Annotated in this window: 8 protein-coding genes; 7 read left to right on the top strand and 1 reads right to left on the bottom strand. The window is 44.0% G+C overall.

Annotated elements, in window-relative coordinates; genetic code table 11:
- Window positions 1-240 precede the first annotated feature (240 nt).
- The 7 genes from tig (at window position 241) to dapE (ending at window position 10,825) form a co-directional block, all read left to right on the top strand.
- The gene (gene tig / locus BZA03_RS15365) at window positions 241-1,545 is read left to right on the top strand and encodes a trigger factor (RefSeq protein ID WP_014950148.1); all 1,305 of its coding nucleotides are present in this window, start codon (window positions 241-243) and stop codon (window positions 1,543-1,545) included.
- Window positions 1,546-1,643: 98 nt separating this feature from the next.
- Window positions 1,644-2,273 carry an ATP-dependent Clp endopeptidase proteolytic subunit ClpP gene (clpP, locus tag BZA03_RS15360; RefSeq protein ID WP_014950147.1) on the top strand — a complete coding sequence of 210 codons (630 nt, stop codon included), beginning with the start codon at window positions 1,644-1,646 and terminating at the stop codon, window positions 2,271-2,273.
- A 74-nt stretch (window positions 2,274-2,347) separates the two neighbouring features.
- Window positions 2,348-3,622: an ATP-dependent protease ATP-binding subunit ClpX gene (gene clpX, locus BZA03_RS15355; protein ID WP_014950146.1), complete on the top strand. Its 1,275-nt coding sequence runs from the start codon at window positions 2,348-2,350 to the stop codon at window positions 3,620-3,622.
- 341 nt (window positions 3,623-3,963) lie between these two features.
- Window positions 3,964-6,315: an endopeptidase La gene (gene lon, locus BZA03_RS15350; protein WP_039228334.1), complete on the top strand. Its 2,352-nt coding sequence runs from the start codon at window positions 3,964-3,966 to the stop codon at window positions 6,313-6,315.
- A gap of 322 nt (window positions 6,316-6,637) precedes the next feature.
- On the top strand, window positions 6,638-6,910 hold the full coding sequence (gene hupB / locus BZA03_RS15345) for a nucleoid-associated protein HU-beta (RefSeq protein ID WP_012518978.1): 273 nt from the start codon (window positions 6,638-6,640) through the stop codon (window positions 6,908-6,910).
- Between the two features lie 313 nt (window positions 6,911-7,223).
- On the top strand, window positions 7,224-9,116 hold the full coding sequence (locus BZA03_RS15340) for a SurA N-terminal domain-containing protein (protein WP_049586561.1): 1,893 nt from the start codon (window positions 7,224-7,226) through the stop codon (window positions 9,114-9,116).
- Between the two features lie 533 nt (window positions 9,117-9,649).
- Window positions 9,650-10,825 carry a succinyl-diaminopimelate desuccinylase gene (gene dapE / locus BZA03_RS15335; protein ID WP_110289226.1) on the top strand — a complete coding sequence of 392 codons (1,176 nt, stop codon included), beginning with the start codon at window positions 9,650-9,652 and terminating at the stop codon, window positions 10,823-10,825.
- 75 nt (window positions 10,826-10,900) lie between these two features.
- On the opposite strand, the gene BZA03_RS15330 is transcribed toward dapE, so the two are convergent.
- A complete protein-coding gene (locus BZA03_RS15330) occupies window positions 10,901-12,688 on the bottom strand; it encodes a lysophospholipid acyltransferase family protein (RefSeq protein WP_014977021.1) in 1,788 nt (595 codons plus the stop codon).
- Between the last annotated feature and the right edge of the window lie 96 nt (window positions 12,689-12,784).

Here is a 12,784-nt window from a genome sequence, read left to right as displayed (position 1 = left end):
GGTTGTTACAAACTTGTGTTTGCCTCTCGACTCTTGTGGTATGCGGCTGTATACTACCGCGTCTTTTTTTAACCAGTACGTTTGTTTCAGGTTGGCTTTTTGACACAATTTCGTGTCCTAACTTTGATTTTATAAACGTCGAATAACGACCTCTACCCCGGAGTGATATGCAACTCTTGCATGACGGGAGAGGGGATTGAGAACAAAACGCCTGTAAAGGCGTATAGTTGAGGTAACATAATGCAAGTTTCAGTCGAGACGACCCAGGGTTTAGAACGCCGTCTTACTATCACCGTTCCAGCTGACACGGTTGATTCAGCAGTTAAGTCACGTCTACAGCAATTGGCGAAAACACAACGCATCAACGGCTTCCGTCCAGGTAAAGTTCCTGTAAACGTAATCAAAAAGCGTTTCGGCCAAGCTGTTCGCCAAGAAGTTGCTGGCGATGTTATGCAGCAAAACTTCTACCAAGCAGTGATTCAAGAAAAAATTCAGCCTGCTGGTATGCCGAAGTTTGAACTGACTAAAGACGAAGACGGTCAAGACCTAGAATTCACAGCATCTTTCGAAGTTTACCCAGAAGTAGAAGTGAAAGGTGTTAGCGATATCGAAATCGAAAAGCCAGTAGTAGAAATTACTGACGAAGATCTAGATAACATGATGGAAACACTTCAGAAGCAGCACGCAACTTGGAAAGAAGTTAAGCGTAAAGCGAAGAAAGACGACAAAGTTATCATCGACTTCGTTGGTTCTATCGACGGTGAAGAGTTTGAAGGTGGTAAAGCAGAAGACTTCGCTCTTGAGCTAGGTAAAGATCGCATGATCCCTGGTTTCGAAAAGCCACTTGTTGGCGCGAAAGCGGGTGAAGAAGTGACTATCGAAGTAACTTTCCCTGAAGACTACCACGCAGAAAACCTAAAAGGTAAAGATGCAGTTTTCCAAACTACCGTTAAGAAAGTAGAAGGCCTAAACCTTCCAAAAGTTGACGAAGAGTTTGCTAAACTATTCGGTGTTGAAGAAGGCGGAGTAGACGCGCTTAAAGCAGAAGTTCGTAAGAACATGCAGCGTGAACTAAATCAAACGCTAAAAGCGCAAGTTAAAGAAGACGTTATTGCTAAGCTAGTTGAAGCTAACGAGATTGATATTCCTCAAGCGCTTATCGATCAAGAAGTGAATGCACTTCGCGAGCAAGCTAAGCAACGTTTCAGCCAGCAAGGCGGTGGTCAGAACCTTCCAGACCTACCAGCTGAATTGTTTACTGACAACGCTAAACGTCGCGTATCTATTGGTCTTCTTCTAGGTGAAGTGATCAAGCAGAACGAACTTAAAGCAGACGAAGCTAAAGTTAACGAGATGATCGAAACTGCTGCTTCAGCGTATGAAGATCCGCAAGAAGTTGTTGATTACTACAACAACAACCAAGAGCTTATGCAACAAATGCAGAACGTTGCACTAGAAGAACAAGCTATTGAGTGGGTTCTTGAGCAAGCAAAAGTTACCGAAGTAACTAAAGCTTTTGACGAGGTTATGAACAAACAGGCGTAATTTTTTACTGTCTGATTGACATTACTTGTCAGCAACTGCTTAAATGCTCGGAGCCTTCCGAGCATTTTTGTTTTTAACGCTAGATAATCAAGGTAGCTATGACTAATACCCCGTTTGACCCAATGAATGCACTTGTTCCTATGGTTGTTGAGCAAACCTCTAAAGGTGAGCGCTCATACGACATTTATTCTCGCCTATTGAAAGAAAACGTAATTTTCTTGGTAGGACAAGTTGAAGATCACATGGCCAACCTCATCGTTGCTCAAATGTTGTTCTTAGAAGCTGAAAACCCAGAGAAAGATATTTTCTTATACATTAACTCACCAGGCGGTTCGGTAACTGCTGGCATGGCAATTTACGATACGATGAAGTTTATCAAGCCAGACGTGAGTACAGTATGTATGGGCCAAGCTGCAAGCATGGGCGCATTTCTACTATCTGCAGGAGCAAAAGGTAAGCGCTACTGTCTACCTAACTCGCGCGTAATGATTCACCAACCGCTTGGTGGCTTCCAAGGTCAGGCATCTGATTTTGAAATACACGCGAAAGAAATTCTGTCTATTAAAGAGAAATTGAATCGCCTTATGGCGGACCATACTGGTCAAGACTATGAAAAAGTCGCGCGTGACACAGACCGTGATAACTTCTTGAGTGCAACTGAGGCAAAAGAATATGGCCTTGTTGACCAAGTTTTAGCAAATCGATCTGACGTAGCCGCAACTAAGTAGTATAGTTATAGTAGACCTGAGCCAGTGCATAGCACGTTTCGGTTTTCGGCTCAGGCAAGGCAGAGGCAAAAGTAATGAGTGATAAGCAAAGCGGTGACGGTGATAATAAGCTACTGTACTGTTCGTTTTGTGGCAAAAGCCAACACGAAGTAAGAAAGTTAATAGCAGGCCCGTCGGTATTCATTTGCGACGAGTGTGTTGAGTTATGTAACGATATCATTCGCGAAGAAATTAAGGAAATCGCGCCTAAGCAAAAGCAGGACGCTTTACCTAAACCAAGTGAAATTCATGCTCACCTAGACGATTACGTTATCGGGCAAGAACATGCAAAGAAGGTATTATCAGTAGCGGTTTATAACCACTACAAGCGCTTGCGCAATGGCGACGTTCACGAAGGCGTAGAACTTGGCAAAAGTAATATTTTGCTAATAGGACCTACCGGTAGTGGTAAAACGCTGCTAGCGGAAACCCTAGCGCGCCTGCTTGATGTTCCATTCACCATGGCTGACGCAACCACGCTAACAGAAGCGGGTTATGTAGGTGAAGATGTTGAAAACATCATTCAAAAACTACTGCAGAAGTGTGATTATGACGTTGAGAAAGCGCAGCGCGGTATCGTTTACATAGACGAAATCGATAAGATTTCTCGCAAATCAGACAACCCATCAATCACTCGTGATGTATCGGGTGAAGGTGTTCAGCAAGCACTGCTTAAGTTGATTGAAGGTACCGTTGCTTCTGTTCCTCCGCAAGGTGGGCGTAAGCACCCACAGCAGGAATTCCTGCAGGTTGACACGTCCAAGATATTGTTCATTTGTGGTGGTGCGTTCGCTGGTCTTGATAAAGTTATTGAGCAACGCGCACAAAAAGACACGGGTATTGGATTTGGTGCTACGGTTAAGTCGAAAGACAACAGCAAACAAATTAGTGAACTGTTTAAGCAAGTTGAGCCTGAAGACTTAGTGAAATATGGTCTGATTCCAGAGTTCATTGGACGTCTACCGGTAGTAACAAGCCTTGAAGAGTTGAATGAAGAAGCACTTATTCAAATTCTACGCGAGCCTAAGAATGCAATCACCAAGCAATATGGTGCATTGTTCTCGATGGAAGATGTAGAGCTAGAGTTCCGTGACGATGCACTTAACGCGATTGCTAAAAAGGCAATGGATCGCAAAACAGGCGCACGTGGTCTTCGCTCAATTGTTGAAGCTGTTCTGCTTGATACTATGTACGACCTTCCTTCAATGGAAGACGTGAGCAAAGTTGTTATTGATGAAACCGTTATTCGCGGTGAATCAAAACCTATCTTGATTTACGACAGCAACGAAAAGAAAGCCGCCTCTGAATAGATGCTGGTTTTGTGAAAAAAGGCCCTTCAGGGCCTTTTTTTGTTTTTAACAGCCAAAGTTTCAGACTTCGTTGTCTAATCTGATCTACGTTTAACCAAAGGGTATACCTTGAAAGTGGGTAATTTTTGAGCGGTTAAAGCAAATCTCGCTATCCTTTCTACTAGATTTTTGCGTTTAGTATTGCCAATCGAGGCAAAATCGATAATGGTTATACTAAGGTCAACAGGCCCTAGAGCAGGGAAGGTAAGGTTAAGGAATTAACGCACTTTAATAAGTTTCGATTGAACTTTGCTCTTGCATCCCCATATAAAAATGACATTTCAAACTAATTGAGAACAAGTATGACAGTTGAGCGTGAAAATCGCATTGAAATTCCTGTGCTTGCCTTGCGGGACGTGGTTGTTTACCCGCATATGGTCATACCCCTATTTGTTGGGCGTGAGAAATCAATTCGTTGTCTAGAAGCGGCAATGGATAATGACAAACAAATTTTTCTAGTAGCACAAAAAGACGCTGGCGTAGATGAGCCTGAAGCGGACGACATCTATACCGTCGGTACTATTGCTACTATCCTACAACTTCTAAAGCTACCCGACGGTACGGTTAAAGTGCTGGTAGAAGGTAGTGTACGCGGTGAAATTGAAAGCTATAAGCAATCAGAGCCGTTCTTTGTTGCTAATGTAGACAAACTAACTGATGAAGAGATTGATGAGAGCGAACAAGAAGTGCTTATTCGCTCTGCGGTTTCTCAGTTTGAAGGCTATGTAAAGCTAAACAAAAAAATTCCACCAGAAGTACTGACATCACTAAATGGCATTGAAGATGCGCCTCGTTTAGCCGACACCATGGCTGCACATATGCCTCTTAAGCTTACTGAAAAGCAAAAAGTGTTAGAGATGCAGGGCGTCAATGAGCGTCTTGAATATCTGATGGCGCTGATGGAAGGCGAAATTGATTTGCTGCAGGTCGAAAAGAAAATTCGTACCCGCGTTAAAAAGCAAATGGAAAAGAGCCAGCGCGAGTACTACTTGAATGAGCAGATGAAGGCTATTCAGAAAGAGTTGGGTGAACTGGATGACGCACCTGACGAATTTGAAGCGTTATCTAAAAAGATAGCCGACGCTAAAATGCCTAAAGAAGCGGAAGATAAAGCGAAAGCTGAACTTCAAAAGCTTAAGATGATGTCACCAATGTCTGCAGAAGCTACCGTGCTTCGAAGCTACATTGAATGGTTGACTAACGTGCCGTGGAACAAGCGCTCGCCGGTTAAGAAAGATCTTTCCCGCGCAGAAGGTGTGCTTAACGAAGACCACTACGGCCTTGAGAAAGTGAAAGAGCGCATTCTTGAGTATTTAGCCGTTCAGCAGCGTGTTAAGAAGCTAAAAGGCCCAATTCTGTGTCTTGTTGGTCCTCCAGGTGTAGGTAAAACTTCATTAGGCCAGTCGATAGCTAAAGCGACAGGTCGCAAATATGTGCGTATGGCACTAGGTGGCGTACGTGACGAAGCTGAAATCCGTGGTCACCGTCGTACTTACATTGGTTCATTGCCAGGTAAGCTAGTTCAAAAAATGGCGAAAGTAGGGGTTAAAAACCCGCTCTTCTTACTTGATGAAATCGATAAGATGTCATCAGATATGCGAGGCGACCCTGCGTCAGCGCTGCTTGAAGTACTAGATCCAGAGCAAAACAATAGCTTTAGTGATCATTATCTGGAAGTCGACTACGACCTGTCAGACGTTATGTTCGTAGCCACCTCTAACAGCATGAATATTCCAGGCCCATTACTTGACCGTATGGAAGTGATTCGTCTATCTGGCTACACAGAAGATGAAAAACTCAACATTGCAAAGAACCATTTAATTGGTAAGCAAATGGAACGCAATGGGCTTAAAGCGAAGGAGTTGGAAATTACCGATTCTGCCGTTATCGGTATGATTCGATACTATACCCGTGAAGCCGGGGTCCGTAGCTTAGAGCGCGAAGTGTCGAAAGTATGCCGTAAAGCCGTGAAAGATATTTTGCTTAAGAAAAGCAAAGACAAAGTAGTCGTAACACAGGATAACCTTAAGGACTATCTTGGCGTTCAACGCTTTGACTACGGTAAAGCGGACAAAGACAATCAAATTGGCCAAGTTACAGGACTTGCTTGGACGCAGGTAGGTGGTGACTTACTGACCATTGAAACAACGTCGGTTCCGGGCAAAGGCAAAATGACATCAACGGGTTCTTTAGGTGATGTCATGCAAGAGTCTATTAAGGCTGCTATGACGGTGGTAAGAAGTCGTGCAGAAAAGCTTCGCATAAACGATGACTTCTACGAGAAACGTGATATTCACGTGCACGTACCTGAAGGTGCTACGCCGAAAGATGGCCCTAGCGCAGGTATTGCTATGTGCACTGCACTTGTCTCGTCACTTACGGGTAACCCTGTGAAGTGCGATGTAGCCATGACCGGTGAAATCACCCTACGTGGTGAGGTGCTTGCTATTGGTGGACTTAAAGAAAAACTATTAGCTGCGCATCGAGGCGGTATTAAAACTGTCGTTATTCCAAAAGATAACGAGCGTGATTTGGAAGAAATTCCAGACAACGTGAAGAAAGATTTATCAATCCATCCGGTTAAGTGGATTGATGAAGTTCTTGATATTGCACTGCAGGAACCTGTAGAAAGCGTCAAGGTGGTTAAAAAATAACTTAATCGACGGGCTACAATCCTTTGTTTTTAAAGGCGTGTAGCCGTTTTTTTGCTATAAAATTGCAATAATTGAACAAAAAATGCGCATTGAGCGAAAGAAAACCTGATTTTTTTAAAATTAGGGCTTTCAAGTCGCAAAAGTTGTGTTACCTTTAAGTGGTATTCGCTTGAAGCCTTGCCACAAAAGGGATTGCAGCGATTCATTAATAAAGTTAATTATTTGTGACTGAAGCTTGATGTTAACAATCAAGCTTGCTATAACGTTCAAGCAAAATCGTTTTGGACAAACAGTATAATAACAATCGAAGGGGATCATAATTGTGAACAAGTCTCAACTTATCGACCAAATCGCTGCTGGTGCAGACATTTCTAAAGCAGCTGCTGGCCGCGCTCTTGACGCATTCACTGACTCAGTAACTGCGGCGCTTAAAGACGGCGACCAAGTTGCACTAGTAGGCTTTGGTACTTTCTCAGTTCGCGAACGTTCAGCTCGCAGTGGCCGCAACCCACAAACTGGTGAGACTATTCAGATTTCAGCAGCGAAAGTTCCATCTTTCAAAGCTGGTAAAGCACTGAAAGACGCTTGTAACTAAGCACAAAAATTATAGAAAAAGGCGATGGCTAGTCCATCGCCTTTTTTATTTCTAAAACAAAGAATTCAATATTGGGGTCAGAGTAATGACTCTGACCCCAATATTTTAAGAGTAGAAATAACCCTTCGAGGCTTGATGAGTTTTATACATGTCCTCGCAACGTTCGAACTTAACGAAAGACAGTACAAATAGTGTGTTTTGGTCGTTTATATTCGGCAGCATTGGGTTATAATCAGCGCTTATTTTATCTCGCACTCACGGATTTGTGATGGTTTGAGGTAACTGTAGTAAGCAACGGAGTTGAAGAACAATCATGCTAGAAAGAATCAGAGAAGGTTCTCAAGGCCCATGGGCGATGGCGATTATCGCGCTTATCGTTTTAAGTTTCGTATTCGCAGGTGTAGGTAGCTACCTAACATCATCAGGTACTACTGCAGTAGCTACTGTTAATGGCGAAGAAATTTCGGCACAAGAACTAGAGCGTGCATATCAGAATCAGCGTGCACAAATGGAGTCACAATACGGCGAAAGCATCGCACAGCTTTTCTCTAGTGAGCAATACCTCGCAGATTTCAGAAGAAATGTACTGGACAGACTTATTGCTGAAAAATTAATTCAGCAACAAGCGACGGACATGGGATTGCGCGTAAGTGATAAACAAATTCGCGAAACCATAACACAAATGCCTGAATTCCAGTTTGGAGGTCAGTTCGATAACGAACGTTTCCAAGCCATTCTTCGTCAAAACGGTTTTCAAGTAGCCGATTTCCGCGATTATCTGCGCGTTCAAATGACACAAAACCAGTTGGCTGCAGCGCTAACGAATTCTTCATTTGCGTTGGACGGTGAAGTACAGCAAGCGAATGCGCTACAGCGCCAAACTCGTGATGCGAAATACGTGCTAGTGAGCTCTGATGAGTTTGCCGGCTCAATCGAAGTGACAGATGCGGATGTTGAAGCTTTTTATAATAACAACATCGCCTCTTTCGATACTGACGAGCAGGTTAAACTTGCTTACGTTAAGTTAAGTGTTGATGACTTGAAAGATCGCGTTTCGGTTGATGAAGAAGCGGTTCGCACGTACTACGAAAATAACCTGGGAAGCTACGGCAAAGAAGAAGAGCGCCGTGTTTCTCATATTCTTATCGAAGCGGGCGATGATGCCGATGCAGCGAAAGCAAAAGCAGAATCATTAAAAGCAGAACTCGACAACGGTGCAGACTTTGCGGCTCTTGCAGAAGCAAACTCTGATGACACATTCTCTGCCGAAAACGGTGGTGACCTAGACTTCATTACGCCAGAAATGATGGACCCAGCGTTTGATGAAGCAGCTTTTGCTTTACAAAATGTTGGCGATGTATCCGACGTAGTTGAAACCGAGTTTGGTTTTCACATCATCAAGTTAACAGACTTAAAAGAAGCACAAGTTAAATCTTTCGATGAAGTAGCGGGTGAGATTCGCGATACGCTTCTTTATGACGCGGCTATGGAAAAGTACTTTGAGCTTCAAAATACGTTAGCTGAAATTGCGTTTGAAGTACCTGATACGCTAGAAGATGCAGCGAACGCGGTTGATTTGCCTGTGCAAGAGTCAGTGGTATTTAGTCGCAACACCGCACCTGCTGATCTAAGCTTCCCTGGTTTACTAGACGTTGCTTTCTCTTCTGAACTTATTGATGAAGGGCTTAATAGCGATATTATAGAACTAGACGACGAAACCGTTGTTGTTGCGCGTGTTATTGAGCATCAGCCTCAGCGTACTCAATCTCTTGAAGAAGTACGCGAAGGCATCGAAGCCTCTGTTAAGGCTGAAAAGTCAAAAGAAGCTGCAGAAGCTTGGGCGTTTGATATCGCACAAAAAGTGCGTGCTGGAGAAAGCGTTGAAAGCGAGCTAGCTGAAAAGTCTGTGTCTTGGGAGACAGCAGCTGCTGTTCCGAGAGCGGGCGGTACACTTGCACGTGCACTCGTTGACACGCTTTTCTCTCTTGCCCTTGAAGGCGAAGATAAAGTTGATGTTGCAACAACGGTAAACGGTGACGTTGCTGTTGTTATGCTTGAAAACGTTAACGCAGCACCAGAGCTTGAGAATGAGTTGGGTGAAAGCCTGAAGCAGCGCCTTGCTCAGGTACAAGGCCAGCGCGTTTATCAACAATATATTGATGCGCTTCGCGCAAATGCAGAAGTGACTATCTCACAGACGCTATAAGCACTGCTGCGTAAAAGCTGTCGCTGCGACTAACAGTGACACCGGTAAATACTAAAAAGCCAGCCTCTTTCATAGATGCTGGCTTTTTTTTACAACACAGTGATTGGCTATTTATTTGAAGTGCGTTAGTTCGTTAAGAACAGCATCAGTGTATAAAATGCCGCAATAACACCAGATAACACGAATATGTACAGAAACCCTTGCTTGCCTTGCTCCAGAGTGTATTTGTTGGCTTGTAAATAGCCAAACCAGAGTAGTGACAAAATAAGGGGTATTAAAACAATGATTTTTAACACAGTAATGCCTTTCTTTAAGTTATGTTCTAGTTATAACAACGCGCGTTGATTTAGACAAATCTTAACGAGCCAGTCCTAGTCGCCAACTCACCCATTGTCGCCTTCCTTGTTATCACCCTTTATTATTTTTAGCTTCAGGTTACTTTGTCCGCTGTCATGGCATTGTCGTAAATCTGTTATTGCCGTGTCACTTTACATTTGTGTAATAGACTCACGTTTCATAAAGGTTTCTTATGCATGTCAATTCAGCCTTTACCTTCCATAGCGCCAGCTCGCAGTATTTATTTTGCCGAAGTGCTTATGGCAAGAGCGTCGATTACCCCGCAGGACGCTGGTTGCCAAAGTTACCTGATATACAAGCTCGAAAAACTCGGTTTCTTTTGTGAGAAATACACAATTAATGGAGTGAGCAACCTCATCGCGAGGTGGGGGCAGGGCCCGAATCACTTTGCATTTAGCGGCCATACTGATGTTGTGCCCCCAGGTCCTCTTGATAAGTGGAAGTCACCGCCTTTTAGTCCCGTAATTAGCAAAAATAAATTATATGGACGTGGTGCTGCCGATATGAAAACAGGCATCGCAGCCATGCTAGCGGCAACAGAGCGAACCATTGCCTCGTTAGATAAGGAAAAGGTCTCTTTCTGGTGGCTAATCACCAGTGATGAAGAAGGGGAGGCGGAGTGGGGCTCTAAATGGATAGCTGAGTATTTGGCATCTAAAAATGTCCAGCTTGATATGTGCCTAGTAGGTGAACCTTCTGCATCTGCATCAACCGGCGATACGATTAAGATTGGACGCAGAGGCTCACTTTCCGGCACTATCCATATTGCAGGAAAGCAAGGTCACGTGGCTTATCCAAAGACAGCGGTAAATGCTATCCACAAAGCGAGTAACGTGATTAATGCGCTAACACAGTACCCATTTGACGAGGGGAGTGATGATTTCCCTGGTACTTCGCTTCAAATAACACATATGGACACGGGAAGCTTCACTGATAACATAGTGCCTAGTGCTGTTCGTATAGAGTTTAATGTCAGATATTCGTGGCAGTTTAATCAAAACAGTTTATCGGTATTGCTGCGCAGTATTATCAATAGCATTGATACAGAAGCTGAAGTTAGCTTTTCAAGACCCTGTGAAGCTTACTTGAGTAAGCCCAAAAGTAATGCGGAACACTGCTTAATTGCCTGCGTAGAAAAAGCGATAAAGAGCGCTACAGGGCGCTACCCTGTCATCAGTACATCTGGTGGTACCTCTGACGGGCGTTTCTTTGCTAGTGAGCACACACAAGTAGTTGAAGTGGGTGTGCCAAACACCACCATTCATCAAATAAACGAACACATTCATGTGTCTGATTTGCTCACTCTTGAAGATATTTATACCGACATTCTTAAGTATGTTGGCGAGCGATAACGACTTCTGAAATTTTCAGTAAAGCGGAAGGCCGTAGAATGAGAAAGGGAGCGTTTGTCAGGCGCTCCCTCTTGCTTAGGCTGTGGCTTTAAGCTGAATGTCGGTTAGATAGCGTTTGCGCTTTTTCTCAGTAAGTGTTTGCATGTCAACTACCACCAGTCCGTCGATACAGTCGTTAAAATCTGGGTCAACATTAAAGCCTAAAAATGCCACCCCGCCGTCTTTAGCCACTTCAGAATACTGCTTATACAGTGTTGGTACGTTTACGCCCATGTTAGCCAGTAAGTGTTTTAGCTGGGTAAATTCAGCCTTGTAGTCGTTACCGGTGAATTGGTGTAGCGCGTCGTTCGCCATTTGATAAGGTCGCTTGCAGGTCGCTTCGCCAAACTTGGCAGGGAAGTACGTGGAATAGAATTGTACCAATAAATCTTTAGCGGGTTCAGGGTAGGCATTACTGAGTGACACCGCACCAAACAGATAGCGATACTTTGGGTAGCGGCTTAAAAATGCCCCGATACCAAACCACAAATAATCTAAACTACGCTTTCCCCAATAGCGAGGCTGGACAAAGCTTCGCCCTAGCTCTAAGCCTTCTTTGAAGAGTTTATCGTTGTCCTTACCGTAATTAAATAAGGTGGCAGAGTAGAGTCCGGTAGGGTGGTCTGGAGCTGTCAAAAGCTCAGCATCGCCAAAGCGGTAGGCCCCCACAATTTCTAAATCATTGTCATCCCAAAGTACAAGGTGATAATAGTGGGAGTCGTACTGATCGATGTCTCTACGCTTGTTGGTACCTTCGCCCACGGCTCGAAACGCCACTTCGCGCAGGCGGCCAATCTCTCGCATAATCGGTGAACAGCTTTTGTGTTGGTATAGGTAAATAGATTTTCCGTCGCCAGTTTCACCTAAATGTTCGCAGTCTCGCATAGCGCGGGCAAGTTCTTTTCTGTCTTCTGGCATGGCAATAGAAGCCTGGGTTTCAAATACGCCTTTCTTGTTACTGCCAATGCGATACAAGTGGCGCTTAAACAGCTTTACCTGCTCTTTTAGCGGTATATTGGTTTGCTGGTACGCTTCAAATGGAATAAGTTCGCCAATGCGCATAGGTAAATGCTTCTTACGCTGTTTGAACATCTCTTTAACGAGCAGCGCGGTGGCTAATGGCTTGTATACCATGGAAACGCCGTAAAAAAGCGGGCTATTTTTCGCGTCTATATAAACCGGCAATATTGGTGCTTTTGCTTGCTTTGCAATGCGTAAAAAACCTGTGTGCCATCTGGTGTCGCGAACACCTTGCGGGCGTAATCGAGACACTTCACCAGCAGGAAAAATCAATATGGCGCCGTCGCTGTTAAGGTGTTTTTGAATTGCCGATAAATGCTGTTTTGGTGTGCCTCCCTGCATATTGTTTACAGGTAACAGCATATCGTGAAGCGGTTCAATGGCCATAAGCATTTCATTGGCGACCACTTTCAAGTCGTGACGTACTTCACTAACCAGCTTTATAAGCGCAAGTGCGTCGAGTGAGCCAATCGGATGGTTAGCAATAATCACCACTCTACCTTCACTTGGAATGCGTTCTTTTTCTACATCGCGGGTGGAGTAGCTGATATTAAAATATTCAAGCACTTGCTCTACGAAATCGATATCTTCGTAATGCGGATAGGTTTCACCAAATTCGGTAATTTCACGTTCGTGAAGAAGGTGCCTTAATACGAAAGACAGCGACTTAAATAGAATGGGGTTATTTGCTACTTGAGGGTAATGCTTGTTCAGTACGTCGTTTACAGTAAACATAGAACCTGTTTCTCTTCCGGTTTTGGCGAACAATAGCAGGGCAATGTGACGCTTTTCACACAGTTTCATGGCAGTTATTTGACAGTGTTAAAAAGTTGTAACTATGACCTGTTAACCTATGATATGAGGCACAGGTCAGCAGGCCCTAACCTTGATGGGTGGGGT

This window comes from Alteromonas sp. I10, assembly GCF_003201515.1.
Lineage (GTDB): Bacteria > Pseudomonadota > Gammaproteobacteria > Enterobacterales > Alteromonadaceae > Alteromonas > Alteromonas macleodii.
The sequence above is the reverse complement of the archived record's forward strand: the minus strand, read 5'-3'. Positions and strand labels throughout refer to the sequence as shown.

Excerpts from the sequence above, each read along its gene's own strand:
- tig (WP_014950148.1), top strand. The coding sequence starts at position 241 with ATGCAAGTTTCAGTCGAGACGACCCAGGGTTTAGAACGCCGTCTTACT.
- clpP (WP_014950147.1), top strand. The coding sequence starts at position 1,644 with ATGACTAATACCCCGTTTGACCCAATGAATGCACTTGTTCCTATGGTT.
- clpX (WP_014950146.1), top strand. The coding sequence starts at position 2,348 with ATGAGTGATAAGCAAAGCGGTGACGGTGATAATAAGCTACTGTACTGT.
- lon (WP_039228334.1), top strand. The coding sequence starts at position 3,964 with ATGACAGTTGAGCGTGAAAATCGCATTGAAATTCCTGTGCTTGCCTTG.
- BZA03_RS15340 (WP_049586561.1), top strand. The coding sequence starts at position 7,224 with ATGCTAGAAAGAATCAGAGAAGGTTCTCAAGGCCCATGGGCGATGGCG.
- dapE (WP_110289226.1), top strand. The coding sequence starts at position 9,650 with ATGTCAATTCAGCCTTTACCTTCCATAGCGCCAGCTCGCAGTATTTAT.
- BZA03_RS15330 (WP_014977021.1), bottom strand. The coding sequence starts at position 12,688 with ATGAAACTGTGTGAAAAGCGTCACATTGCCCTGCTATTGTTCGCCAAA.